24 protein-coding genes are annotated in these 25,565 nt (G+C 42.1%); 18 read left to right on the top strand and 6 right to left on the bottom strand.

The features are described from left to right. Positions 1–269 precede the first annotated feature (269 nt). Positions 270–2,663 carry a sensor histidine kinase gene (locus tag BM008_RS08735; protein WP_177188029.1) on the top strand — a complete coding sequence of 798 codons (2,394 nt, stop codon included), beginning with the start codon at positions 270–272 and terminating at the stop codon, positions 2,661–2,663. A gap of 17 nt (positions 2,664–2,680) precedes the next feature. Here the strand turns inward: BM008_RS08735 and alaXM are convergent, their stop codons facing one another. Next, positions 2,681–3,394, bottom strand: coding sequence for an alanyl-tRNA editing protein AlaXM (gene alaXM / locus BM008_RS08730; RefSeq protein WP_091936120.1), 714 nt, complete (start codon positions 3,392–3,394; stop codon positions 2,681–2,683). Positions 3,395–3,495: 101 nt separating this feature from the next. Between alaXM and BM008_RS08725 the strand changes: the two genes are divergently transcribed. Next, a complete protein-coding gene (locus BM008_RS08725) occupies positions 3,496–4,794 on the top strand; it encodes an MFS transporter (protein ID WP_091936118.1) in 1,299 nt (432 codons plus the stop codon). 21 nt (positions 4,795–4,815) lie between these two features. Here the strand turns inward: BM008_RS08725 and BM008_RS08720 are convergent, their stop codons facing one another. Both BM008_RS08720 and BM008_RS08715 read right to left on the bottom strand, forming a co-directional pair. Further along, positions 4,816–6,162: a dihydrolipoyl dehydrogenase family protein gene (locus tag BM008_RS08720; protein ID WP_091936117.1), complete on the bottom strand. Its 1,347-nt coding sequence runs from the start codon at positions 6,160–6,162 to the stop codon at positions 4,816–4,818. A 128-nt stretch (positions 6,163–6,290) separates the two neighbouring features. Beyond that, the gene (locus BM008_RS08715; protein WP_245747981.1) at positions 6,291–6,503 is read right to left on the bottom strand and encodes an MM0924 family protein; all 213 of its coding nucleotides are present in this window, start codon (positions 6,501–6,503) and stop codon (positions 6,291–6,293) included. Positions 6,504–6,658: 155 nt separating this feature from the next. On the opposite strand from BM008_RS08715, the gene BM008_RS08710 reads away from it, so the two are divergent. From BM008_RS08710 to BM008_RS08690, 5 genes are all read left to right on the top strand, one after another. Beyond that, entirely contained in the window at positions 6,659–7,201 is a 543-nt protein-coding gene (locus tag BM008_RS08710; protein ID WP_091936115.1) for an Hsp20/alpha crystallin family protein, read from the top strand. A 102-nt stretch (positions 7,202–7,303) separates the two neighbouring features. Further along, positions 7,304–10,060 carry a PAS domain S-box protein gene (locus BM008_RS08705; protein ID WP_091936113.1) on the top strand — a complete coding sequence of 919 codons (2,757 nt, stop codon included), beginning with the start codon at positions 7,304–7,306 and terminating at the stop codon, positions 10,058–10,060. 148 nt (positions 10,061–10,208) lie between these two features. Continuing rightward, complete coding sequence (locus tag BM008_RS08700; RefSeq protein ID WP_091936112.1) at positions 10,209–11,711, top strand: homocysteine biosynthesis protein; 1,503 nt, start codon at positions 10,209–10,211, stop codon at positions 11,709–11,711. A 2-nt stretch (positions 11,712–11,713) separates the two neighbouring features. Next, complete coding sequence (locus tag BM008_RS08695) at positions 11,714–12,106, top strand: 4Fe-4S binding protein (RefSeq protein WP_091936110.1); 393 nt, start codon at positions 11,714–11,716, stop codon at positions 12,104–12,106. A gap of 26 nt (positions 12,107–12,132) precedes the next feature. Continuing rightward, positions 12,133–12,846, top strand: coding sequence for a UPF0280 family protein (locus BM008_RS08690; RefSeq protein WP_091936108.1), 714 nt, complete (start codon positions 12,133–12,135; stop codon positions 12,844–12,846). Positions 12,847–12,886: 40 nt separating this feature from the next. Here BM008_RS08690 and BM008_RS08685 read toward each other — a convergent pair whose 3' ends face one another. Then, a complete protein-coding gene (locus BM008_RS08685) occupies positions 12,887–13,582 on the bottom strand; it encodes an AIM24 family protein (RefSeq protein WP_091936340.1) in 696 nt (231 codons plus the stop codon). 249 nt (positions 13,583–13,831) lie between these two features. Here BM008_RS08685 and BM008_RS08680 point away from each other — a divergent pair, with 249 nt between their 5' ends. Beyond that, complete coding sequence (locus BM008_RS08680) at positions 13,832–14,716, top strand: hypothetical protein (RefSeq protein WP_091936107.1); 885 nt, start codon at positions 13,832–13,834, stop codon at positions 14,714–14,716. Positions 14,717–14,893: 177 nt separating this feature from the next. On the opposite strand, the gene BM008_RS08675 is transcribed toward BM008_RS08680, so the two are convergent. Further along, entirely contained in the window at positions 14,894–15,316 is a 423-nt protein-coding gene (locus tag BM008_RS08675) for a hypothetical protein (protein ID WP_091936105.1), read from the bottom strand. 395 nt (positions 15,317–15,711) lie between these two features. Between BM008_RS08675 and BM008_RS08670 the strand changes: the two genes are divergently transcribed. The 4 genes from BM008_RS08670 to BM008_RS08655 all read left to right on the top strand — a co-directional run bounded on the left by BM008_RS08670 (position 15,712) and on the right by BM008_RS08655 (position 18,382). Further along, positions 15,712–15,960 (top strand): glutaredoxin family protein, encoded by a 249-nt coding sequence (locus BM008_RS08670; RefSeq protein ID WP_091936103.1) that lies wholly within the window; start codon positions 15,712–15,714, stop codon positions 15,958–15,960. Positions 15,961–15,965: 5 nt separating this feature from the next. Next, positions 15,966–16,880: a thioredoxin-disulfide reductase gene (trxB, locus tag BM008_RS08665; protein ID WP_091936102.1), complete on the top strand. Its 915-nt coding sequence runs from the start codon at positions 15,966–15,968 to the stop codon at positions 16,878–16,880. A gap of 47 nt (positions 16,881–16,927) precedes the next feature. Then, positions 16,928–17,347 (top strand): DUF2111 domain-containing protein, encoded by a 420-nt coding sequence (locus BM008_RS08660; protein WP_091936100.1) that lies wholly within the window; start codon positions 16,928–16,930, stop codon positions 17,345–17,347. Positions 17,348–17,959: 612 nt separating this feature from the next. After that, positions 17,960–18,382 carry a DUF2023 family protein gene (locus BM008_RS08655; protein WP_245747980.1) on the top strand — a complete coding sequence of 141 codons (423 nt, stop codon included), beginning with the start codon at positions 17,960–17,962 and terminating at the stop codon, positions 18,380–18,382. A 43-nt stretch (positions 18,383–18,425) separates the two neighbouring features. Here BM008_RS08655 and BM008_RS08650 read toward each other — a convergent pair whose 3' ends face one another. Further along, positions 18,426–18,659, bottom strand: coding sequence for a hypothetical protein (locus tag BM008_RS08650; protein WP_143072323.1), 234 nt, complete (start codon positions 18,657–18,659; stop codon positions 18,426–18,428). A 253-nt stretch (positions 18,660–18,912) separates the two neighbouring features. On the opposite strand from BM008_RS08650, the gene BM008_RS08645 reads away from it, so the two are divergent. The 6 genes from BM008_RS08645 to BM008_RS08620 all read left to right on the top strand — a co-directional run bounded on the left by BM008_RS08645 (position 18,913) and on the right by BM008_RS08620 (position 25,517). Then, a complete protein-coding gene (locus BM008_RS08645; RefSeq protein WP_091936097.1) occupies positions 18,913–20,157 on the top strand; it encodes an ABC transporter permease in 1,245 nt (414 codons plus the stop codon). Positions 20,158–20,261: 104 nt separating this feature from the next. After that, the gene (locus tag BM008_RS08640) at positions 20,262–20,837 is read left to right on the top strand and encodes a TetR/AcrR family transcriptional regulator (RefSeq protein WP_091936095.1); all 576 of its coding nucleotides are present in this window, start codon (positions 20,262–20,264) and stop codon (positions 20,835–20,837) included. A gap of 154 nt (positions 20,838–20,991) precedes the next feature. Continuing rightward, positions 20,992–22,044 (top strand): DUF362 domain-containing protein, encoded by a 1,053-nt coding sequence (locus tag BM008_RS08635; protein ID WP_245747979.1) that lies wholly within the window; start codon positions 20,992–20,994, stop codon positions 22,042–22,044. Then, positions 22,037–22,939, top strand: coding sequence for a permease (locus BM008_RS08630; protein ID WP_091936094.1), 903 nt, complete (start codon positions 22,037–22,039; stop codon positions 22,937–22,939). The genes BM008_RS08635 and BM008_RS08630 overlap by 8 nt, the downstream gene beginning before the upstream one ends. Before the next feature lie 52 nt (positions 22,940–22,991). Continuing rightward, positions 22,992–24,137, top strand: coding sequence for an MBL fold metallo-hydrolase (locus tag BM008_RS08625; protein ID WP_245747978.1), 1,146 nt, complete (start codon positions 22,992–22,994; stop codon positions 24,135–24,137). A 315-nt stretch (positions 24,138–24,452) separates the two neighbouring features. Continuing rightward, complete coding sequence (locus BM008_RS08620) at positions 24,453–25,517, top strand: NAD(P)-dependent alcohol dehydrogenase (RefSeq protein WP_177188028.1); 1,065 nt, start codon at positions 24,453–24,455, stop codon at positions 25,515–25,517. Positions 25,518–25,565 lie beyond the last annotated feature (48 nt).

Here is a 25,565-nt window from a genome sequence, read left to right as displayed (position 1 = left end):
GCCCTGTGCTTCCATAGTCCCATTCAAGCTATTTTAACCTACTTTGAAAATGCACCATTTTACATATACTTGTCTCTTTAAAAACTTAAGTGCTTGCTACAAGTGTACTATCATTGTATAGTTATTTTATACTTATTTGACTTTGTATGGCAAGATAAAATAGAAACATATATATAAAATCCTTCTTATTAGCCTTAAATAGCGTTAGAATGCAATTTGGGCATTTATGGGCGCTACAAAGGAGTTTTTTTTTCATAGCAGGGTCCTATATGAGAAAAGACATAAGAATACTACTGATCTCCCTATCATTTTGTCTTGCATTCTGGTTTATAGACACATATATAGTGGAGCTGGTCTTCAATTTATCAGCTTTGTCACTTTCTTCTTCTCAGAAAGCATTCCTGCATGATGTATATGTTAAGTTCTTTGTCTTTATCGGGTTCATACTCTTTGGCATGACCATATCCAGAATGGCACAGAAATGTCAGTATGCAGAAGTTGAGCTCCTTTCCCAGTTAAGGTTTGAAAATATCATTGCTGAAATATCATCCTATTTTATAGGTCACAGGTCAGAGAACATAGATGACGGGATACGTCTTTCTCTCAAGAAGATAGCAGAGTTCGCAGATGCCGACCGTGGATATCTTGTCATTTTTTCCAGGGACCGGGCCCATAAGGATGCTGTTTATCAATGGCATGATGAGCAGGTAGACAATGAGTACATCACTAACTATCCTAACAGGGATTTTCCCTGGTGGATGGAAAAGATGTCCTCTCCTGAGATCGTGCATATACCTGATGTATCTAAGTTGCCCGCATCGGCCAGTAAAGAAAAGGAATCTCTGGAACAGGCAGGTATCATGTCTGCACTTTCTATACCACTTCAGTCCAATGGTAATCTAATAGGTTTCATTGGCTTTGATTCCTTCAGTCAGAAGAAAGTGTGGCCTCCTAACTATATTAAGCTCATGAGGGTGGTCGGGGATATATTCGTTGATAGTCTTGACAGGAAGAAGGCCGAAGACTCGATATTTGAGCACAGGGGGCGGCTGGCAAGGGCACAGGAAATATCCCATATTGGAAGCTGGGAAGTGGATCTGCGTACCAAAGAACACTTCTGGTCTGATGAGATGTATCGGATAATGGGATTCACACCCGGTGAGATCTCCATAGGAAGGAACACTTATCTGGATCTTATACACACTGATGACAGAGTACGTTTTAACGCTTTTGTGGATAAGGCATTGTCAACTCCTGGTTATAAATTCGATATAAAGACCCGTGTCATCAAGAAGACAGGCTCGATCCGCATACTTCGTTCACTTGGTGAGGTGCTGTGGGATAATGATGGTAATCAGTTGCTATTCCAGGGAACCACTCAGGACATCACTGAGATCTCACTTGCAGAGGAGGATCTTCAGAGAAAGAACCGTGATCTTCTGATCCTTCAGTCCACTGCTCTCATAGCAGCCAGCTCTCTGGAGATGGAGGACTTCCTGGGTGATATCCTTAAAGAAATAGGATCGTATGTGGATTGCGTATCAGGTTCTATCTATCTGTTCGCTCCTAAGGAAAAGAACTTCAGGCTCTGTTCTTCAAATGGTATTCCTGATGGCCTGAAAGAAGGTATCGCTCAGATATCTTTAGATGACCCTCTATTGCAGACAATACCTGATATCCATAATACATGGATCACAGGCAGGATGTATGATATACATGGGTGCCTTGAACCACTCATTTCAGAAGAAGGCATAGGAAAGCTTGTTTACATTCCAATCATATCAAGGGATGACCTTGTAGGCATCATATTATTGTTCCCTGGCAAGGAGACTGTAATTTCCAAGGCCGATCTGCAGATCCTGGGTAATGTAGGTCGTCAGATAGGGATAACCGTTGAGAATATACGCCTTCTGGATGAAACAAGGAATGCTTATGAGGAGCTGAAGTCCCTTGACAGGATGAAGGATGAGTTCGTGTCGAACATCACACATGAACTGAAAACACCTCTTATTTCCATCAAAGGGTATAGCGAGGTTATCTATGAAGGTCTTCTTGGTGATCTTGATGAGAAACAAAAGAAATGCCTGAAGATCATTGTCTCGAACTCAGAACGTCTGGAGCGGCTTATAGAATCCCTTCTGAACATGAATTCCCTTAATTTTGAGAAGCACCATGTTTTCTCCCCGGTGCACCTAAAGGATGTCCTGGACAATGCGGTCAATAATCTTGCAATGAAAACGGAAGACAAAGGTGTCCTGATAAAGAAAGATTATTCCTCTGACATGCATCTGGTATACGGTAACTGTGAATTCCTGAAATATCTCTTTATCTATATTCTCGATAATGCAATAAAATTCTCATCAAAAGGTTCAGAAGTATCATTGATAGTATACGAGGAGAACGAGTACCTTCATGCTATAATACGCGATAATGGTATAGGTATTCCTCAGAACTGTATGGACCGGATATTCGAGAGATTCTACCAGGTTGACGGTTCAGCAACCCGGATATATGGTGGAAACGGTCTTGGTCTTTATCTTGCAAAGAATATAGTGGACCTTCATTCAGGGATGATAGAGCTCGAAAGTGAGGAAGGCGTTGGTACGGATGTACATATTGCCATTCCTCTTTATGACCAAGAGGTCCATGACCCTGAATGCTGATAGTTTCTGATCGGAGGTCAATTCTCTTTGAACTTGAAATATACTCTTCTGTTGTTCTTACCCTTGTTCTCTGCTTTGATGATCTCTATATGAGGAATATCTCCTGTATTTGCGATATGTGTACCGCCACATGCCTGTGTATCGACATCCGGGATACTGATGACCCTTATGTCCTCGATCTCAGGAGGGAAAGCATCCTTGAGCTTCACAAGGGATGGTATCTGGAATGCTTCATCCCTTGGCATGATGTCAATGCTCACAGGGATCTTGCGGTCGATTATCTCGTTCACTTTTGCTTCATAGGACTTGATAAGTTCCCTGTCAAAATCCTCAAGATTAAAATCAACACGTGTCTTATCCTCTCCAAGCTGGTTGCCTGATATCTTAGCTCCCGTCTCATCGTGGATGATCGCGCTTAGTATGTGGCATGCAGTGTGATATTGCATGAAAAGATGTCTTCTGTCCCAGTCTATGATCCCTTTGACCTTGTCTCCTGCTTTAAGGCCTTCAACAGATACCTCATGACTGATGCTTCCATCGAACTTGCCTGTAAAGGCAACAGGGAACTGCGTTCCATCTTCCTTCACAAGCATGCCGGTGTCATGTGGCTGTCCGCCGGACTTAGGATAGAATGCTGTTCTGTCAAGTACTACGAACTTGTCATCCTTGACACTTTCAACCGTTGCATCGAACTCTTTCAGGTAACAGTCAGTAAGGTATAGTTCTTTCATGGGTACAGATAAAGCTCTTATCAAAATTAATTCTTTTCATGATCTCTGCTTCAGGTCACAAAACTATCATATAATAGCTGCACCCTAAAAATATTGGGAATATGGCTGACAAGGGAACAAAGGACATTTCTATATATCCTCTACTTCTGGTGAACTTTATCGGCACCATGGGACTTAGTTTAGTCCTTCCTTTCCTCATCTTTCTTGTGGCAAGGTTCGGTGGCAATGCGCTGATATATGGTATCATGTCCTCAATGTATCCCGTCTTCCAGCTTATCGGATCACCATTACTGGGACGCTGGTCTGATATCTATGGCAGGAAAAAGGTACTTTTTCTCAGTCAGGCGGGTACCCTTCTTTCATGGATCATTTTCTTCATTGCTCTGTTCGTACCGGTCACTGCGCTGGCAGATGTGAATTCAGGCATACTTGGGAGTTTTGTGATAACTGTTCCTCTGGTCCTTCTGTTCATTGCAAGAGGATTTGACGGGCTGACGGGCGGTAATGTGTCTGTTTCAAATGCGTATATTGCCGATATAACCGAAGATAAGGACAGAAGTAAGAACTTCGGTAAGATGTCGGTATCAACTAACCTCGGTTTCATAGTAGGGCCTGCGCTTGCAGGTATCCTCAGTGTGACCATATATGGGGAAGCTCTCCCTGTACTTGCAGCTATCCTGATATCTCTTGTAGGTACTATCCTGATAGCATTCTACGTCCCGGAATCCCGCAGATGTGCTCTAAAGGACCAGATCCCTGAAGGACTTTCTATGACATCTGATATGCCTGGAGGATGTACAGATGCTGCTCCTGTGCAGAAACAGAAATTAAGGGACGTAATGGAGCTGAAACATATACCATACATGTTCCTCATATATTTCCTCATATTCCTTGGTTTCAATACCTTTTATACCGCATTCCCGGTACATGCGGCCAATGATCTTCAGTGGAGCATTGCAGAACTTGGTTTCTTCTTCTCGTTCCTTAGCATTCTGCTTGTGATGGTCGAAGGTCCTGTGCTCTCATATGTTTCAAAAAGATATTCAGACCCTTTCCTGATAATCTCAGGGAGCCTGATACTGGGAAGCAATTTCGTACTTCTGGCATTTGGAAGCACTTTCCTGACGTACGTAGCTGCTTTATTGTTCGCAGTAGGTAATGGTTTCATGTGGCCATCCATACAGTCCATGCTTTCAAAACTTGCAGGAAAGGACGATCAGGGACTTGTTCAGGGTGTATCCGGCAGTTTCGTTAGCATTGCCAGTATCCTTGGACTCATAGGTGGAGGATTCATCTATGAACTTCTGGGCAGGGGTGCTTTCATAGTCTCAGCACTGATCATATATCTTGTATTTGTGCTCTCCCTACGTCTGAGATACTTCGATCTCTCTGAAGAATAGGCTAAGAATGAGAGAATATTATCATTTGAGCATATATTTAACATCATAGCTGCCTGAGGGATATGCATACAGGGCTTCTCTAACCTGTTCTGCTGTAAGTCCTGTGTTAATGGCAAGAGTATAGAGATTGATTATGTTTTCTGCGTCTGGTCCGATAAGGTGTGCTCCGACGATCTTTCTGGTATCTTTTTCGATGATAACTTTGGATGCAGAATACTTTACATTCATTTTCCGGGCAGAGTAATATTTGCTCATATCGGTGAATATGACCTGGTGTTCATCGCTGGCATCCTTTTCCATCATTCCTACAGATGCCAGTGTTGGTATTGTGAATACGGCAGATGCTATCTTTGTGTAGTCTGCTGTCTGCTCATTCCCTTTCAGTATATTGGATGCAACTATGTTCGCCTGCAGGCTGGCAGTGGGTGTGAGTGCCGGTCCGGGTATGATGCAATCTCCTGCTGCATAGACTGCCGGATTGGATATGCTTTGAAGGTACTCGTTGACAGCGATCGCGCCATGTTCTATATCTACGTCTCCCTTTTCCGGTTCAAGGTCCTGTATGGCCGGTACTCTGCCAAGTCCGTGTACTATCATGTCACATTTATGGGTCCGATCTTCCTGTCCATTGATGTCAAATGTAGTGACTTCAAGGCCTTGATCCTTCTTTTCTATTCTCTGTAATTCCTGGTTCGTGACAATGTTGATCCCGGCTTTTTGGGATGCATCCACTAGCATTTTCACAAGGTCCCTGTCAAATGTTTTAAGCAGGTTCTCGCTCCTGTGGATGATTGTTACCTCTGCTCCCGCTCTTGCAGCTATATGTGCAAATTCAAATGAAATGTAACCTCCACCTGCAAATATGATCTTATCCGGAAGCTCTTCAAGGTCAAGGAACTCATCGCTTGTAGTAAGATGCTCAACTCCTGTTATGTCAATGGTCCTTGATGTTGCACCAACGGTTATGAGAATATGTTCTGCAGATATGAGCTGTTCTCCTATTGCCAGTGTATTTTGGTCATGGAAGCGGACCGTGCCGTGGTATGTATCTATTCCTGAGTTAATGAATGCCTTTTCTTTCGGGTCGGTCAGTGAATGGATGATCTCTTCCTTGAAATTTATGAGGTCTGGCCAGTTGATCTGACCACTGCACTCTGCTCCTTTTCCTTCCATCCGGTGTCCGGCATCTATGATCCCGGCAACACTACTAAGTATCTTTTTTGGGATACATCCATGAAAAGCACAGGTTCCACCGAATCTCTCTTTATCGGCAATCGCTACTCTCATCCCTGCTTTCTTCAATTTATATGCAAGAGCTGAACCTGCAACGCCGGTCCCTATTATAAAAGCATCATAATCCTTTTTCATTTATTCCACTCCGTTCAATGGTCCTGTGGTGGTTTGAGTGTTAGGGTCATATTTCTCCGCAAGCTCGATCGTCATGGCCGGGTCCCTGTCCTAAAAGTAGCGAATGATCAGGGTTGTGGCTGGCGGGCTCAGGAATTATCGGGCTGGATGGTGATTATTTCTTTGACGGATATATGTGAATAACGTCCATCAGTTATCTCCAGTGTAAGAACTCCGTCGCTACAGGCTTTCACATTCCCCCTGAATGTGAGGATCCCTCCGCAATATACTGTGACATCCTGTCCCAGAAGGTGTTCGACGATAAATGACTGCATTCTCTGATCTGATCCATTGCTTGCCATATCCACCAAATAGAATACTGTTCAATTAATATAAGTATTGATTGATATTCTCTTCACCTGCTATCGCCAAATACTACCCTGTTCTAAAAGAGAGAAATAGTTCCCAAAAGATAAATAGTTCGGATCCCATCTACCTATCAAAGTGGTGTTCATCTATGGCCGATAAAAGAAAAAAACGAGGTTTCATTGACGATATCTTTAACGAAGGCGGTTTCAGCGATATAGAAGACATCATAGAGCATATGATGGAAAGATTTGGTTTTAGTCTCGATGATTTTGAGAAGCAACCATTCTTCTATGGTTTCTCCGTGTCCGGCCATCCAGGAGAAGAACCCGAAATTAGAGAGTTCGGTAACGTCTTTCAGGATGATGAGGACGATGATGAGTTCGAGTCCGTGATCCAGCAACAGTTCAGGGGAGACGCAAGGAAAACATTGATAGACATTTTTGAAATGGACGATAAGGTGTATGTCACAGTAGAACTCCCGGATGTTGAAAAGGAGGACATCGGTCTTAACGTCACAGAAACTGTACTTGAACTGAAGGCGGAGAGCGAAGAGAACTCTTATTCCGAGGATATAGAACTACCTTCCAGTGTAGATCCGGATACTGCCAGGGCTACCTATCTGAATGGTGTCCTTGAAGTGGTTATGGATGTAAAGGAACTGGGTGTAGCTCGTCCTGTACACATAGAATAATTCCTTTTACTTCTTTTTTTCATTTAATTATTATGCCAAAATGTATATATGTTGGACATATAATCTACAATTGCAATTGTGAAATAATTACAGGGGTACAAGATGGCTGTTGATCAAGACGAAGGGAATTGTAAATACTGTATTTTCCCTGAAACATCAGCATCAGTTCATCATAACGTTCTCTCAAGGCTTGACATTGGCCTGATCAGTCTGGATAAAGATGACAGGTTAATTCATTTCAATGAGATGGTCCGGAATGTCACCGGGATCGAAGAGACAGAGGTCATCGGTAAGGAACTGAATGATCTGGTAGCAACCTGTGGTCACAGTGCTTCATCCTTTTTTCGACATCTTCTGAGAACAAGACAATGCTCGACCCAAATTAATAACGTCCCTTTTAAGATAGTTGCCCACGATGGTTCTTTGAAGTATCTTTCCTGTGAGTATATTCCCTGTCATAATGAGGGCAGTACCTCTAATGGTGCTTTGTTCCTTCTAAAAGATGAGACCATCAGTACGATATGTTCGAACAACTGCATCTTCGATGATCAGAAAACAAATGCCTCGCATCTTCCATTCGTATCTTTTCTCTGGAAATGTGATGATGTATGGTCTGTGGAATATGTATCTGATAATATAGTGCAGTTCGGTTATGCTCCGGAAGAACTCGTGTCCGGGGGTCTTGACTATGCTGATATAGTGCATCCCGATCACCTTGAAGCGTTGATGGATATGGTTGATGGATTTAATGGCAACTATTTTTCACATGAATATATGCTCTTGACATCAGAAGGAGAGCCTCGATGGGTGCTTGAAAGGTCATATGCCGTTCGTGATGATGTAGGTAATATCACTCATTTCCATGGCGCTGTTCTTGATATACATGAGCGGAAGAGTTCCGAGAAAGAACTGGCAAGTATGAACCTTCAGGAAAAGGCTCTTTCAAAACTCGGGGGACATGCTCTTTCCTGCAATGATATAGATGCACTGATGAACTATGCGGTAAAACTTGTTGCAGAAACCCTTGGCATGAAATTCGGTATGATAATGGAGAAAATATCAGACGATCGTTTTCTTCTGAGGTATGGGTATGGACTGAGTGAATGGTGTGTGGGATCTGCCATTGTAGATGGTAACTCCTCTTCCCAGGCCGGCTTTACCGCTGTTTCAGGAAAACCTGTAATACTGGAGGATATTGAAAAAGAGACCCGTTTCAAAGTTCCTCACTTCCTTCATAAGCATGGTGTTGTGAGCGGGGCCAGTGTTGTCATAGGTACAAATAATGAACCTTTTGGGGTTTTGTGTGCTCATACGGATGAAAAGGTCCATTTCTCCGATCATGATATAAATTTCCTCCAGTCAGTCTCCAACATCCTTGCCGAAAGCATAGGACTAAGGGAAACTATCGGTTCACTGGAACTGTATAAGAAGCTCATGAACCAGTCAAATGATTATATCATGGTCCTTGATACGATCACAAAGAAGTTCAGTTATGTAAGTGACAGGGTGATACAGGACCTTGGATACTCTGAATCGGAATTGATGTCACAGAGTGTCTTTGATCCTGAATGTTTCATGAAGACTCTCGATATGTTCGAGATAATAAGAAAAGCGGCTGATGAAGGGACTTTTCTTGTTGGTTCCGAATTCGTACGAAAGAACGGTAGCTCCTTCCCGGTGGAAATAAGCTTCTCATTCGTGGAGAATGAAGGTAAGATCTATATGGTGCTTATCGGTCGTGATATGACCGAGAAGAAAAAGGCCCATCAGATCCTCAGTGAATCCGAGACCAAGTTAAGTGCGATCTTTGACAATGCCAGTGATCTGATATGTCTTTCTGATATGGATGGTATTATCCTGCAGGTCAACAGGGCAATGGCCGAGACAATGGGTTATCAGAGCAATGAACTGATAGGTGTAGCTATGGTGGATGTAACTTCTCCTGAATTCAGGGCAGATGTGCCCAAGATCATGGCTGAGATCATTGAAAAGGGACCTGTTACTGTTGAAGTTGATCTTCTGAACAATAATGGCGATACCCTTCCCATGGAAATAAAAGCTCAGGTGATCGCTTATAACGGAAAGCAGCGGATCCTTTCCATAGGTCGTGATATAACTGAGAGAAGGGTATTGGAAAATGCTATCAGGGAACATGCAGATCAGCTTGAGTATTCAAATGGTATCAAAGATATGTTCGCGGATGTCACAAGCCATGATCTTATAGGTTCTGTTTCTCTGATCGAAGGATTTGTGGACTATCTTTCCAGTATTGAAGAGAATAGTGAAAAGAAACACATCCTTGGTAATATCCACGATTCTGCTGAGAAACTGAGAAGGACGATACATTCAGCTTCTGTTTTTGCAAGAATGAACAGTTCCAGAGAAATGGAACTTCAGACGATCGATCTCAGATTCGTTTTCCGCAGTTCACTGGACAGGCTTTTTGACAGGGCTGTAAGACGCAATATAGGTGTGGTGTTGAATTCTCCTGAGCCATGTCCTGCCTATATGAACCCAATAATCGAAGAGGTATTCTTCAACCTGATGTCCAATGCTATAAAATACTCTCCAGATGGCAGTGAGGTAGTGGTGGACATATTTCCTGATGGGGATCGCTGGAAGGTCAGTGTCTCGGACCATGGTCCCGGTATCTCTGATAAGGACAGGTCACGTATATTTGAGAGATTCAGCAGGGCAGATGACTCCGGTATAAGTGGGAAAGGTCTTGGACTTGCAATATCCCGAATGGCATTGAAGTGCCATGGTGAGGAACTTCATGTAGAGGACAACGCCGGTGGTAAGGGTAGCACTTTCTGGTTCAATGTGCGTGTCTCTGATGAGTTCGACAACTTCCAATGAAAACCTTAATTAAGAACCCCTTTCATAGGACTTGGTCCAGTCATTTATTTCTGTGCATATTATCACAAAATGATAATGTCATTCTGGGAATTACCACAAGTAATATATAGGTGTCAAAAAATTACTTTTTGTATCTAGAGGTAGTCGAATGGTTAAAAAATCAATTCATGAGATCAACAGTAAAATAAGGGACGGAAGTGTCAACGTAGTCACCGCTGAAGAAATGGTTCACATTGTTGGTGAGCTGGGTGCAGAGGGTGCTGCAAAGGAAGTCGATGTGGTAACTACCGGTACTTTCGGTGCCATGTGCTCGTCCGGTGTCTGGTTGAATTTCGGTCATTCAGAACCTCCTATCAAGATGCAGAAAGTATTCCTGAACGATGTAGAGGCCTATACAGGTGTGGCTGCTGTGGATGCTTTCATAGGTGCTACCCAGGTCTCAGAGACTCTTGGAATGGATTATGGTGGAGCACATGTCATAGAGGATCTAATAAGAGGAAAGTCCGTTAACCTTCATGCGATATCTCATGGTACTGACTGTTATCCAAGAAAAGTACTTGATACCACTCTGACCCTTGAGGACATGAACCAGGCTATCATGATGAATCCTCGTAATGCTTATCAGAAATACAATGCTGCAACTAATGGTACAAAGCGTACTATTCATACTTATATGGGTTCACTCCTGCCTTCCTATGGGAATGTTACATACTCAGGTGCAGGTGTGCTCTCTCCTCTTTCCAATGATCCGGATTACATGACCATTGGTACCGGTACCAGAATATTCCTTGGTGGCACACAGGGATACATTACCGGAGCAGGTACACAACATTCATCAGGAGGTGGCTTCGGTACTCTGATGGTGCAGGGTGACCTCAAGAACATGAGCCCTGATTACATAAGGGCTGCTAATTTCACAGGATATGGAACTTCACTCTACATTGGAATGGGAGTTCCTATACCGATCCTTAATGAACAGATGGCACAGGCCACTGCTGTTACAGATGCAGATATCACTACGAATATCCTGGATTATGGTATTCCCAGCAGGGACCGGGCTGCAGTACGTCAGGTAACATATGAGGAACTCCGCAGTGGATATGTTGATATCGACGGACGTGACGTTCCTACGTCATCAATGTCAAGTTTCAAGAAGTCAAGGATAATTGCTTCCGAGCTCAAGGACTGGATCTCAAGGGGTGACTTCTTCGTATCGATGCCTGCTGAAAGGCTTCCTAAGGATGTTTCTGCGAAACCGATGAAACAGACAGAGGGTATCGCTCTTGTGTCTGATATAATGGCCGTCAGTGTGGTTACTATTGATAAGGATGCCAGTGTCTATGATGCAGCGAAAACGATAATGGAAACAGATTTCAACCATCTGCCGGTTACTGGTGAGGATGGTTCTATTGTTGGAATTGTCACTGCGTGGGATATTTCGATGGCGGTTTCCAAGAACAAGTTCGATCTGGTAGCGGATATTATGACACGTAAGGTCATAACTGCCAGCGCTGATGAGAGGGTAGCTGTTGTTGCAAGAAGGATGGATCAGGATTCTGTATCTGCAATGCCTGTTATCAACAAGTCCCGTCATGTTATCGGAATAATAACCAGTGATGACATCAGCAAACTATATGCCAGGAGGTCATAGAAATGAAGATAAAGATCAATATCTCAAGTGATATCCTCACAAAACCTATAATGGCAGAGTCTATCCTCGAAACTGGTGTTTTGCTGAACATTTCCCAGGCACACTTCGACCGTTCTCATGGTGAGGTAGTTGCAGATGTGGAAAGGGACAAGTTCGAAATGATATGCAAATCACTGATGAACAAGGGTGCAAAGGTCACAAAACTGGATACTCCTATCAGGTGGGATGAGGATGAATGCGTGGAATGCAGTGCCTGTATCTCCGTATGTCCTACGAAGGTGTTCTCACTGGATGATGATTTCAGTTTGCTTGTAGATGATGCAAAGTGTATCCAGTGTGGAACATGTGTCGATATGTGTCCTCATAATGCCCTGTCACTTGAGAACAGCAAGTGACATTCATTTTTCATTTTTACTGATCCATGAAAGAACAGTTCAGGTTGAAAGAGACCATCGTGACGATCCAGGCGGATGAGTCCTCTTATATTGTCATTGCTCAGGAAGCGATAAGAGAGAACCGTAAAGAGCTTGAGTCATATATCGCTTCTGATCCGTTCTTCCAGAGCACTCTGGAGCCTTATGATGTCGAAGGAGATTTTCCTGAGGTTGTCAGAAGAATGATCGAAGCTGGAAATGCTATGGGTATAGGTCCTATGAGTGCTGTTGCAGGTACTATCTCGGCCCTTGCGGTGGAAGCTATGGCAGAAGCAGGAGCAACCTATGCTATTGTTGACAACGGTGGCGATATAGCTATCATCAACGACCGTCCGGTACTGATGGGTATCTATGCAGGTAATTCCCCATTGAGGGACATAGGTTTTGTAATGTACCCACGGGATTCGATAACAGGTGTCTGTACTTCTTCCGGTAGTGTTGGCCCTTCCATAAGTTTCGGGATGGCCGATGCAGCGATCGTGTTCTCTGACAATGTATCTCTGGCCGATGCAGCAGCTACAGCTCTTGGCAATGGTACTGATATTGGCAGGGAAGCTGTTGAGCAGTCCTTTGATGTTGTAAAGGATGTCGAAGGTATCAAAGGTGCTATTGTGATACAGGGTGAGTTCATGGGATTCTGGGGCGATGTCCCTGATATCCAGAAGGCTGATGTTAAGTACGAGTGCATTACGAAAGGATGATCTCTATTTATTTCTTAAAAAAAGAATGAGGCACGAAGTATCATGCCTGTGGAACGACGTAAGGTATCTCTTCGTATGGCTGTATGACCACAAAACCTTCTCCTCTGAATGCCATTTGCACACTTTCGCCGCTTGACCTGCCGACAAAGGTCTTCAATGATATGTCGGTCTTAATGTCTGGTTGCAGGTTTCCTGACCATGCTACTGTTGCATTTGGGTCGGTGAAGACCGGTCTGTCGTTTGTTACCATGAGTGTAAGTGGGTCATAGTGTGTTGTAATAGCTATCATTCCGGTACCTTCCAGCTTGACGTTGAAAAGTCCTCCTGCCATCATACCGGCGACCTTTTTCATCATCTTTATGTCCCAGGTGATGCTCTCCTCGAAGGCAAGAAGGTCATTACCGTTAACGTAGATGGATTCATTGTTCAGGTGGAGTATGGATATCTTCTTCCCGCCATCTGCCAGGTAGACCTTTCCATTTCCTTCTGCTTTAGTTAATGATACACCTTCTCCGGTGACAGCTTTCTTCATGAGCTTACCGATTCCGTGTTCAAGCATGCCTTCCCTTGTGAATTTTACATCTCCAAGGTATGCGACCATTCCTCCTCTTTTGATCCAAACCCTTCCGTTCAGGTTCACTTCCAGCATCCTGTCGCGCTCAAGTTCGAACTTACCCTGACCAAGGTCCTTTTGGCCTGTGGTCCTTACAAATTCATCTAAAGAATATCTTGCTATATCTATTCCTCCTTCATCATAAATATTGTTCATTTGTGATATAGTTTCTGAAACAGCAATTGGTCTGTCCGATCGTTAACAGCGAAAAACCTGATATTACAGTCATTAATTTGACATGCTCTCCTAACTAAGGTAATAATGTAAGTTTAAATACACTTACAAAATATCTATATACATTTTTTTATATACGATATAGAAATCTAAATTTGGTGATCTGGGGATAGTATAATAGTTGAAAATGGGATATAAATGGTCAAAAAAAATATAGGGTTAGTAGTTAAATTATTCTTGGTGATAGCATTATGCACTCTCATTGCAAGTGCAGACCAAACGAACGATTCTGACAAATACACTTTTACAAATTACGGCGGCGAGGTTTACACTCCTGAAGCAATGGAGTTTGGTGCAAACCTTGATGGCACTGAACAGATTAGTGTTATGACTACAAGTGCCACTCTGGAAAATCAAACTGAAAGGAAACATGTACTGCTTCAGTTCTATGAAACTCCTAATGATGAACAACTGGGAGCATTAAAAGAGTATGAGGTGAGGCGTGTAGCTGTTGCTGCAAAATACACGTCTATTTTTTCAATGCCTGCTGATTATACTGCTGCGGACTTGCCGGGTGATGTAGGTCTTCGATGGATGGGTGAAATACCTGTAGAAAACAAGTATGACAAAAGTTACGGATTGAACGTGCCATATTATGCAAAGATGGAAGATGGGAATGTAAAATTAGCTGTTGTTTTTTATGAAGATGTAACATCACAAGATTCAATTAACATAATACAAAAATACACTGATAATTTTTCAACTCCAATGATTGATATTCTGGAATATGAGATTATAACTGCAGAAAGTAATATTAGTCTGATAGCAAATGAAGATGCTGTAAAGCATGTAGGATATTATGGTTATGAAACAGTTCCTACTTATGATAGTGATTTTGCAGACTATGAAGAAATTATTGAAGAAGACATCGAAAACGATTCTACGCTGACGAATGAACAAGAAATTAATGTTTCAGATACAAAAAATGGCGTAGATTCTGAAATCAAAAAATCACCTTCATTCTCATCAGTGATGACACTCGTGTTCTTGACACTAAGTGTAGTTGTCTGTTACAGGAAGTGATATTCGATGCTCAGAGCTTGAATGGCTCGATCAGAAGCTTGTAGACCGTTATTGCTTTCTGATTTGTCCTATGGTTGGCCTGCCAACGAGGGCCGAATTTGGGCATATATCCCCTATTGTGATTGAGGAAAACCGGGAGCTAATTGAAGTTTTACCGAAAAAGTGTTGTTGTTTCTTTTAATCTTCCCTTATCCAATAAACAGATACTGGTGTTACATTCCCTGTCGGATAGTCATCATACAGAGCTACTACGCCCATTGTATTTTGGAGTTCGACTTCTATGGGATACGATCCCATATTTTCGCCGTCCAAAGTGACGTTGAAGGTGAATTTGTTGCTTGATAGTGGCATTGTTGACAAAAATGGTCTTTCTTCCCGTGCGTATTCCGTGTAGTTCAAGGTATACGTTTCTTCAATTATCGACTTGTTATGTGAATTTAGGACCTCAACCGTTACTGTGTGCTCGTTTGCATCAGAGTTGTGAACGGAGTATAATGGGGCAATCTGTCCAGAATATAGTGGCGATATGTAAATGAGAAATGCACTGGACAAAAGAACAATGGCCAATAACGCTGCAATGAGTACTTTGCGAGAATCCATGATAAATTTACTCCTTATTTAATAATATGATAACTGTTGTTTGCATATTATATCTTGTGGCTCTTTCTGAAAGCTGAAGCTTTTGGAATAGTAGGATAGATCAATACCTTTTCACGTCTTACTAGAAACTATTCGAATAGGTTCAAATCACTTAGAAAAATCTAAGTATTTAAGCAAACCTCTATGGTATGCAAGAAATAAGAACATAAATGAAAGTCTAGCTATCAACATCACAATGAATATGGTGTTTATCACTGCAATCTCGGTCTTGATGAAGAAAGTTATACATGGGGATTTAGATGAACTATTTATAAAGTACCCCCATACTCACAGGTTACTTTTATTTACTCTCCTAACTAATAGAATATTGACCAATAAAAGGAGTGTGGAAAATTATGGTAAAGGTTACTTTAGTTCATTCTGAATGGTGTCATTTCTGTCCAACTGCAAAGAAAATGTGGCGGGAATTAAATGAACAGTGTGATTTTGAGTATGAGGAAGTAGAACTGGACACTCCTGAAGGGAAAGAACTTGCAAAGAAGTTCAAGATCCGTTCAATACCTACAACGATCATTGATGATAAGGTTGCCTTTGTTGGAGTTCCGGACAAAGAACAGGCAAGCAATGTCTGTGATGCTAACTGATCAACATGCACGATCTTATCATAATAGGCGGAGGTCCTGCAGGACTTACTGCGGCCATCTATGCGGTCCGCTATGGTCTTGACACCCTTGTGCTCGAAAAGAATGTTATCCCTGGTCAGATCTCAACTGCTGACAAGGTGGAGAACTATCCTGGTTTCTCCTCTATATCAGGAATGGAACTGATGCAGAATTTCAAGGACCATGCAGAGCATGCAGGAGTTAAGATCCAGGTCACCGGTGTAAAGACCGTAAAGGATGAAGGTGACAGGAAAGTTGTGGTCACCGATGACGGTGAGTTTGAAGCGCTTGCAATAATAGTCGCTACAGGTGCAAATCCAAGACGTCTGGGTGTACCTGGTGAGGACAAACTGCTGACAAAAGGTGTATCATACTGTGCCACATGTGACGGTCCATTCTATGGTGGTCTGGAGGTCATCGTAGTAGGTGGTGGCGAATCTGCAGTAACGGATGCTCTGATCCTTTCGGACATTGCCAGTAAGGTCTATGTAGTGCACAGGCGTGATGAACTAAGGGCATGTTCTCTGCTTCAGAAAAGGGCATTTGATAAAGAGAATATCAGTTTCATATGGGATACGGTAGTGCAGGAGATAAAGGGCGACGAACTTGTTGAGCAGGTCGTCCTGAAAAATACAAAGACGGATGAGATCACAGAGATGAATATAGATGGTATATTCATTTACGTTGGTATCGATCCGAATACATCTATGGTGGATGTTGAGAAGACAGATGTGGGATTCATTGTAACCGATGAAAAGATGGAAAGTTCGGTCAGTGGTATATTCGCTGCAGGAGATTGCAGGCGAACTTCCATGTGGCAGGTTGTGACGGCTGTCTCCGATGGAGCAGTAGCAGCAATATCTGCACATGAATACATTCTGGCAGCCAGGTCTGTTAATTGATCTCCTCCAAGTAAAGTTCCTCCATTAAACGAAAAGGTGAGTCAAAAATGATGTGCGATGATGAATTAGATGGTGCAGTCTGCCTGAAGATCTGCTCAGACTCCACAGCTGATGACCTGGAGCCAATAGCAATAGCAATACACACCCTCCTTGGGATCCCTATTACTATAAGGAGTCTTAATTGCAAGGGTATCAGGATGGAAAGGGGTGTCATCATTGACAGAGATTATACAGGTCCGGTCCTTGAAGAGGTCATCAGGACAAACAACACAATAAGAACCGTTCCCTCAGATGGTGTGTACAGGGGCAAATCCGTTGTAGTTGCACCTATCCGTACCTCGAAGGGTGAGGCTATCGGTGCTATAGGTGTTGTAGATCTTGTAGCAGCTCTCGATATTCTTTCAATGTTCAAGGAGTATCCGGGTATTATCGATGAAGTAGAAGAGTCCGTCAAAAAGATGAAGTAATGCTGACCAGTTTATTCGTATATGGGTATTAGCTGGCTGACATTTATATATTGGCCAGCTGTGGTCATGTACTTCAATATTTTAGACAAATACTTCATTTTGACCGTTGATATTTCTGTCTCTGTCCTTTTTCTTCTCCTTTTATCCATAGTATGCTTTTAGTTCCAACTCTGAACTATTTGATCTAATATTTCGTTTACTGGTAGGTATTTTGATGTTTAAGTTTTAGATGATATTTGCTATTGGACCTGTGTTGTATGTGGTTCTATATTTGTTAGGTACACCAACAATATTAAATAGCTATTACTCCTTATAGGGTATGCTACTATGCAACACAAATGCCTGATAAACAAAATAGCTCCTATTGTCGCTACATAGGTCGCTTCCTATAGCCAAACACTCTTCTCCGAAGGTGTTGCATGGTAGCTTTCGATCATCAAATGATAAATGCTAAAGAGAACTGAAAAATGGAGTTTTTAAGTATGGAATGGAAACTACCAAGAAGAACACAGCAACGCTTCAGACATTTCAGAGTATGGCATGAAGCTGCTGAACTAAAGTGGACCGTTGACTGCTGAACGGATACAATTGATAAAAAAGGTGAACAGAACGATGAACGACCTGAAAAACAAAGCTACTGTTCAATTGAATGAAGTAACCGAGGAAATGTTAAAGACATATCTCCATGGCAGCATGCAGATATTGAGACATCACATCTATGAGTACCAGAAAGGTATTAGAGATCTGATCCTTCATACTGCAAGTGCTTTTCTGGAAGATGAGATCATTGATGTCCTTGAGAGAAAGAAAGTTAACTATCTTGTCCAGAAGGCTTCTGAGAAGAAGATAAATGTGTTCTTCGGGGATGAGAAATGTATTAGTATCCTGAAGAATATCGGTGATAAAAGCCTTTCTGATTATACGGATGAAGAGGATTTCATACTTGGAATAATGCTCGGGTATGACAGGGTCCAGCAATGCGACCGCTATCTTAAAAGAAAGAGCAGAAACTCAATGGCCGATATGTTCCTGTGACATCGGTCATAAGGAACAATTCTCTCCATTGAATTCTGTATTATCAGAATTCCTTCATTTTCTGGAACTTTATAGCTCTGCTTATTACGAATGCTACGATCGATATTGCTACTGCTAATAATACTACCATTAACACGTTCCCATTCTCTGCTGCCTTCATAAGGCTGTAGAACAGGAAAGCGCTCAACCCCATGCCCACTATCAGCAAAATGGCTGTTGGCATGCTGTATATTTTACCAAGTGGTCCTTCCATAGAGTTCAACATCATTTTATCCATATTATAGTTTTCTATTTATTGCCATTTTTTTATCCTTGTAATTTCGCATGATCAGGGGGATCTTAATGTTTTTAGCATAAGTATTTATATTTATAATTTTAATCAGCTTAAAAGTGACTAATCAGTCAACATGCAGATATAGTAATACCCGTTTGAATAGCAAATGCCTTTTAGGAAAAGGTTCCAATTGTCATAATAAAATTAATCATTTATCCAATATTCTTTATTAAACATCCGTAGGGAAGCAAAAGAAATGAGGAAAAGTACCTACTTTAAACTTGCTACAAATATCCTGATCCACAGTAAGATCAGAAGCTGGCTAACCATAATAGGGATCGTTATTGGTGTAGGATCTGTTGTCACTATCATGGCACTTAGTGATAGCATGGAAGCGGACATGGAAGAGAGGCTAGCTGATCTGGACCTCACCCTTATCACAGTAACTCCTGGCTACACACAGGCAATGTCAGGATTTAGAGGGGGAGGAGGCGGTGGCTTTGGTAGTAGTAGTACCTCATCCTCTGATGCAGAACTTACAGATAAGGATATAATGGCAATAAAACTGGTGGAGAACATCGATTACATCTATGGCCAGATATCTGGTAGTGGTCTGGAGGTCTACTTTATGGGTGAGACAGCAGATCTTTCTGTGACCGGGGTCGATCCGCAGGTGTGGCAGTACACTGTGACTTATGAAGTGGAATCCGGAAGATTGCTTGAAGCCACTGACAATAATGTTGTGGTCATTGGTTACAGGATAGCTAATGAAATGTATGACCAGGAGATCGGTCTTAACCGTTTACTTGCCATCGAGGGCAGATCATACAGAGTAGTGGGTATACTTGCAGAAGGCGAAAGTGACAGTGCTATTATCATGCCCATTGATTCGGCAGTAGATATCATTGACGATGCTGAGCCGGATGTATTTGACAGTATAATAGTAAAAGCCGATAGTGTCGATAATGTTGAAACGGTCGTAGATGATATCGAAGAGAAGCTCAAGATATCAAGGCATGTCATGAATGACGATGACCGTGATTTCAGTGTCTCGAATTCACTATCCATGGCAGAATCCTTCAGCGAGATGATGTCATCATTTACAATATTCCTTGGAGCAATAGCAGGTGTTTCACTTGTTGTGGGTTCTGTGGGTATCGCAAATACAATGTTCACATCAGTATTGGAAAGGACAAAGGAGATCGGTACTATGAAGGCCATTGGGGCCAAAAATAGTGACATTCTCATGATCTTCCTGTTCAACTCAGCGCTGGTAGGCTTTGTTGGAGGAGTGCTCGGCATATTGCTAAGTCTGGTACTGACATCTTTCTTCCCGTATCTTGGGCTTCCTATGGTACGCTCATCCACAGGGCTGGCAGTTGCTCCTGACCTGATGCTGCTGGGAATTGGGATCGCAATGTTCATAGGTGTACTGTCAGGTATCATACCTGCGTACAATGCATCAAAAATGAAGCCAGTGGATGCACTGAGGTACGAGTGAACTGAACATGATGTGGTAACTGGAAAAATACACACAAGTTATTTATAGGACGAATCATTTTTATTAATATAAAATGACTAAGTAGTCAACCCAAGAGATCATCCATGAAAAAACAGGTTGAAGATAAGAAAACAGCCCTTTTAGAAGCTGCCCTGAAGCTCTTCACTGAAAGAGGCTTCCATGGCACATCAACTGCCCATATCTCAAAAGAGGCAGGTGTAGCCACAGGCACTTTATTCAATTATTTCCCTACAAAAGAGGATCTCATCAATGGCCTATATTTTGAAGTAAAAGGGGAATTAAGCCGTAAAATGGGAAAAGACGTCCAGACACAGAAAACTTACGAAGAGAAGTTAAGGAAAATGTGGTATAATCTGGTCGAATGGGGAACAGAGAATCAGGATAAATTCCTTTTTGTCGGACAGTTCTGTTCATCTCCTTACATAACAAGTCATACCCGTGAAGTAGTTATGGAAGAGTATGTTTTCTTCCACGATCTTGTGACGGAAGGATTGGAAAATGGTGAGCTCGGAGACTATCCATCAGAAATGATAACTTCAATGTTCTATCAGTCAAGCAGGACAATAGTTGACTATATTCTTTATTCAGGACCACAGGACAAGAATGAAGCTATTGAAAATGGATTTAAGATCGTATGGGGTGGGCTGGTCAAAAAATAATATTTTTTTAATCAAATTGCTGAGTGAGCAGTCACTCAGATGTTTTTTTATGTTGCGTCTGTTTCGAGGATGACAAAGGACGAAGACCACATAGAGGCATCACTGGATAATCATTATTGTTTGCAATTTTAAAGTAAGATATAAAGGAGAGGAAATGGAAATGAAAAAGCACATTATTATATTGCTGGTTTCGATCATGATGTTCACTCTGATAGCAGGATGCATCACAGATAACAGCATATCAGGAACTGATCCTGAAACACTGGGAGTAGATAACAATTCTGCAGAGCAATCTCAGGCAGCTGTCCCAGACAACATGGTAACTGAAATTCCTAAAGTCTACATGACCACTGACATAGGTCCGGAAGGCTTAATGGCCGTTTACGAAGCAATGGGCCGTGATCTTACCGGAAATGTAGCAGTAAAGATCAGTAGTGGTGAGCCCGGTGGAGAGAATTATCTTAAGCCTGAACTTATCAAAGACCTCGTTCAGTCAGTTAATGGGACTATTGTTGAATGCAATACCGCATATGGTGGCGGCCGCGCTGAAACATTGATGCATAAACAGGTTATGATCGATCATGGTTTCGCTGCTATCGCTCCAACAGATATTATGGATGAAGAAGGTGAGATGTCTCTTCCTGTTCCAGCTGGACAACATCTTGATGAGTTTATAGTTGGCTCTCATTTCGAAAATTATGATTCCTGGCTGATTCTATCTCATTTCAAAGGTCATGCAATGGGCGGCTTTGGTGGTGCTCTGAAGAATGTGGCAATTGGTATTGCATCAGCTAATGGAAAGACAGGCGTTCATGGTGCAGGAAATTATGACGATGTTAGTCAGATATGGGAAGCATTCGGTAATACTCCTCAGGATGATTTCCTAGAATCTATGGCAGAAGCTAATGGAGCCTTTATGAATGAGGTCGGAGACAATGTGGTCTACATCAATGTTCTGAACAGATTATCTGTAGATTGTGATTGTGATTCCAGTCCTGCTGAGCCTACTATGGCTGATATTGGAATAATGGCTTCTTTAGACCCTATTGCACTGGATCAGGCAAGTGTTGATCTGATCTATGCAGCTCCTGACGGACAGGATCTCATCGAGCGCATGGAATCAAGAAATGCTACACATATCCTTGATCATGGTGCCGGGCTTGGTCTGGGCAGCCAGGAATATGAATTGGTGGATCTGGATGCTTGATATACTTCAGAGAGAGTTCATATACCTCTGGTATTATTCCAGCGTTCTGTTCAACCAGATCGCTATATACTGGGTCTTTGGTATTTTCCTGGGCTCAGTAATTTCCGTATTTGGCAAAGATAAGATCCACAGGTTGTTTGTCTCGATACAGAGCAAACGTCTTGGTATATTTGGAGTGATCCCTGCAAGTCTGCTGGGGATCGCCTCCCCTCTTTGTATGTTTGGTACCATTCCTATTGCAGCTTCATTCTCTGAAAAAGGAATGAGAGATGACTGGCTTGCTGCGTTCATGATGAGCTCTATTTTACTGAATCCGCAACTGCTCATTTACAGCGCTGCTCTTGGGAAAACCGTTTTTTCCATACGTTTGGTTTTAGCCATCATATGTGGAATTCTTGCCGGCCTCTGTGTCAGGTTATTTTTCCGGGACAAAGGCTTCTTTAATTTTTCAACTCTCGTACTACCGGAAAGCAGGGATACTGACCCTAATATGCTAATGCGCCTGTTAAAGAATATATGGCGAAATATCAGGGCAACTGGTAAGTATTTTCTTCTTGGTATCGTGCTCTCAGCAATGTTCCAACGCTATGTATCTCCTGATGCATTTGCCAGTCTTTTCGGGAGCCAGCAAGGAGTTGGTGTACTACTGGCAGCAACCATTGGTGTACCCTTATACGTGTGTGGCGGAGGTACCATCCCTTTGCTGCTGGAATGGTTGAGGCATGGTATGAGCCTGGGTGCTGCTGCTGCATTTATGATAACCGGACCTGCAACTAAAATTACGAATCTTGGTGCTGTGAAAATTGTCCTTGGCAAAAAACAATTCAGTATCTATCTGGCATATACAATTTTGTTTGCCATCGTAACAGGTATTTTTATAGATATCTCCCTGTAATATCTTATAGTGGAGTTATGCAAGCAAGGTGTTTAGAAAAATTGGTGTTCCTGTGATTCAAAAACTAAAACAGATCAAACTAAAAAAGCTCGTATTACACTCGTTCCTGCTTTTGATACTATTTTTTGCAGGGATCATATTGTTCATGAATGTAGCGCCAGCTTTCGGCGGGGATCCTACAACAGAACAAAAAGAGGCATATCAACAATTAAGTAACTATGTTGATGGGCACTTTGTAAATGAAATACCTACAAGCACATTCATCGATCCATCAGAGACCCTATCGGCAAATGATCCTTCTGGTTCCGAGGTTGCAGATCGTGATCCTGCAAGTCCGATCCCTGTTTCTACGATAGACTGGGACATGATCAACAGTAAGAACGACAGTTTGACATGGTTGGGACACTCTGCTTATCTGCTTAGTATTGATGACAAAAAATTATTGCTTGATCCCATGCTAGGTCCTGTTGCATCACCTGTCTCATTTGTTGGGATCAACAGATATGAGTACAGTGAAGATATCATGCTTCATATTATAGATGAAATGCCAACAATTGATGCAGTTCTCATCACACATGACCATTACGATCACATGGACTACCAATCTATTGTTAAACTGAACAGCAGAGTATCACATTTCTTTGTACCTCTTGGCTGTGGTGCTCATCTCATTCGATGGGGCATTCCTGAAGAGAGGGTCACGGAACTTAACTGGTGGGAAGAAGCAGAGTATGAGGGTTTGACCGTTGCTCTGACACCATCCAGACATGGTTCCGGAAGGGATCTGTTCAGTATCGATACCACTCTATGGGGTGGATGGGTCATCCTGGGAAGTAAAACCCGTGTATATACCAGCGGAGATGGTGGATACGGTCCACACTTTGAGGAGATCGGAGATCGATACGGACCTTTTGACATTACATTGATGGAAGGTGCCCAATATGACCAGAGGTGGGCTGAGATCCACATGGTTCCGGAACAGGCAGTACAAGCCAATCTGGATGTAAATGGTGAGACCATGATGCTGATGCATTGGGGAGCGTTCACACTGGCTAACCATGCATGGAATGAACCAATAGAAAGGGCACTTGATGAAGCAAATGAAAGAGAAGTGAATATAATTGCTCCAATGATCGGCGAGACTGTTTTGTTAGATCCTGATATGGATATATCTATTACTCCATGGTGGGATTTCTGATAAGGAAATACAAGTTTTCTGGATGTAGCGATAAGCTGAGAGTTATAAAAAGTCTCGTATCATTCACGAAAAAAGATGAACTGTAATTAAGATTCACAGTCAATTATTCTCCGATGTACTCATCTTTATATGCTAGTAATGATACTATACAATTGACTGATTAGTCACTCGTAATTATTGTTGTTTCAAACAGCGTTATGTTTCCATGGGTGACTGATTGCTCACTCATAACAATTGTAAGCATATAGCACTTTCTGAAAAAGTGTGAATTAAAATACGGTTCAAAATTATAACATAAGTAAGAGGAGTAAAAATATGACAGAAAATATTCGATCAAAGGGTTATGCTGGAAAAGATGATTCAGGAAAGTTATCTTCATGGTCATTTGAAAGAAGACCGGTAGGCGATAATGATGTCCTGATCGACATAAAATACTGTGGTGTTTGTCATTCAGACATCCACCAGATCAAAGGTCACTGGGGACCACAACAATATCCACAGGTACCAGGTCATGAAATTGTAGGTATTGTCGCTGCTGTTGGAAAGAACGTAACAAAGTTCAAAGTCGGTGACCGTGCAGGAGTCGGATGCATGGTCAGCAGTTGTATGGAGTGTGAAAGCTGTAACAATGGCGAAGAACACCATTGTGACAACGGTGCAACTATAATGACATACGGTTATCCTGAAGAGTCATCACCAACTGGCATAAGCCAGGGAGGATATTCCCAGAACATCGTTGTCACCGAGCATTTTGCAATAAAGATACCAGATTCCATTGAGCTTCAGGATGCTGCTCCATTACTATGTGCAGGTATTACCACATATTCACCTTTAATGAAAGTTGAGATCGAAAAGGGAGATAAGGTCGGTGTTGTAGGAATTGGTGGATTGGGACACATTGCTATCAAATTAGCTGTATCCAAAGGTGCTGAAGTTTATGCTTTTACAACAACTGAGAGCAAAAAAGAAGATTGTCTTGCATTCGGAGCAACAGAGGTTATTGTTGTAAACTCAGCAGAGGATCTGCAGCCAATGAGGGGAAAACTGGATTTCATGATCTCCACAGTTCCATACGCATACGACATGTCATCATACATTGATTGTGTAAAACCATACGGTTATTTCACACAGGTAGGACAGCCAATTGGCGGAGAGCTCACAATTAATAACTTCAATATGATCTTCAACAGAGTGAACTTCAACGGATCACTTATTGGTGGGATCCCGGAAACTCAGGAAGTTGTTGATTACTGTGCGGAAAACAAGATCTATCCTGAAATTCAGATGATCGAACCTGAAATGATCAATGAGACTTGGGAAAAGGTCGTGAATAAGGAAGCTCGCTATCGATATGTAATTGACATGTCAGCTTTAAAATAAGACCTTATCAGGTCCTTACTTTTTTATCATAATAAACGAAGAAAATTT

Source organism: Methanolobus profundi (assembly GCF_900114835.1).
GTDB classification, from domain to species: domain Archaea; phylum Halobacteriota; class Methanosarcinia; order Methanosarcinales; family Methanosarcinaceae; genus Methanolobus; species Methanolobus profundi.
The sequence above is the reverse complement of the archived record's forward strand: the minus strand, read 5'-3'. Positions and strand labels throughout refer to the sequence as shown.

Excerpts from the sequence above, each read along its gene's own strand:
- trxB (WP_091936102.1), top strand. The coding sequence starts at position 15,966 with ATGCACGATCTTATCATAATAGGCGGAGGTCCTGCAGGACTTACTGCG.
- BM008_RS08715 (WP_245747981.1), bottom strand. The coding sequence starts at position 6,503 with ATGGCAAGCAATGGATCAGATCAGAGAATGCAGTCATTTATCGTCGAA.
- BM008_RS08640 (WP_091936095.1), top strand. The coding sequence starts at position 20,262 with ATGAAAAAACAGGTTGAAGATAAGAAAACAGCCCTTTTAGAAGCTGCC.
- BM008_RS08705 (WP_091936113.1), top strand. The coding sequence starts at position 7,304 with ATGGCTGTTGATCAAGACGAAGGGAATTGTAAATACTGTATTTTCCCT.
- BM008_RS08635 (WP_245747979.1), top strand. The coding sequence starts at position 20,992 with ATGGAAATGAAAAAGCACATTATTATATTGCTGGTTTCGATCATGATG.
- BM008_RS08680 (WP_091936107.1), top strand. The coding sequence starts at position 13,832 with ATGGTCAAAAAAAATATAGGGTTAGTAGTTAAATTATTCTTGGTGATA.
- BM008_RS08660 (WP_091936100.1), top strand. The coding sequence starts at position 16,928 with ATGATGTGCGATGATGAATTAGATGGTGCAGTCTGCCTGAAGATCTGC.
- BM008_RS08675 (WP_091936105.1), bottom strand. The coding sequence starts at position 15,316 with ATGGATTCTCGCAAAGTACTCATTGCAGCGTTATTGGCCATTGTTCTT.
- BM008_RS08690 (WP_091936108.1), top strand. The coding sequence starts at position 12,133 with ATGAAAGAACAGTTCAGGTTGAAAGAGACCATCGTGACGATCCAGGCG.
- BM008_RS08620 (WP_177188028.1), top strand. The coding sequence starts at position 24,453 with ATGACAGAAAATATTCGATCAAAGGGTTATGCTGGAAAAGATGATTCA.
- BM008_RS08710 (WP_091936115.1), top strand. The coding sequence starts at position 6,659 with ATGGCCGATAAAAGAAAAAAACGAGGTTTCATTGACGATATCTTTAAC.
- BM008_RS08655 (WP_245747980.1), top strand. The coding sequence starts at position 17,960 with ATGAACGACCTGAAAAACAAAGCTACTGTTCAATTGAATGAAGTAACC.
- BM008_RS08725 (WP_091936118.1), top strand. The coding sequence starts at position 3,496 with ATGGCTGACAAGGGAACAAAGGACATTTCTATATATCCTCTACTTCTG.
- BM008_RS08735 (WP_177188029.1), top strand. The coding sequence starts at position 270 with ATGAGAAAAGACATAAGAATACTACTGATCTCCCTATCATTTTGTCTT.
- BM008_RS08720 (WP_091936117.1), bottom strand. The coding sequence starts at position 6,162 with ATGAAAAAGGATTATGATGCTTTTATAATAGGGACCGGCGTTGCAGGT.
- BM008_RS08695 (WP_091936110.1), top strand. The coding sequence starts at position 11,714 with ATGAAGATAAAGATCAATATCTCAAGTGATATCCTCACAAAACCTATA.
- BM008_RS08670 (WP_091936103.1), top strand. The coding sequence starts at position 15,712 with ATGGTAAAGGTTACTTTAGTTCATTCTGAATGGTGTCATTTCTGTCCA.
- alaXM (WP_091936120.1), bottom strand. The coding sequence starts at position 3,394 with ATGAAAGAACTATACCTTACTGACTGTTACCTGAAAGAGTTCGATGCA.
- BM008_RS08645 (WP_091936097.1), top strand. The coding sequence starts at position 18,913 with ATGAGGAAAAGTACCTACTTTAAACTTGCTACAAATATCCTGATCCAC.
- BM008_RS08700 (WP_091936112.1), top strand. The coding sequence starts at position 10,209 with ATGGTTAAAAAATCAATTCATGAGATCAACAGTAAAATAAGGGACGGA.
- BM008_RS08650 (WP_143072323.1), bottom strand. The coding sequence starts at position 18,659 with ATGGATAAAATGATGTTGAACTCTATGGAAGGACCACTTGGTAAAATA.
- BM008_RS08630 (WP_091936094.1), top strand. The coding sequence starts at position 22,037 with ATGCTTGATATACTTCAGAGAGAGTTCATATACCTCTGGTATTATTCC.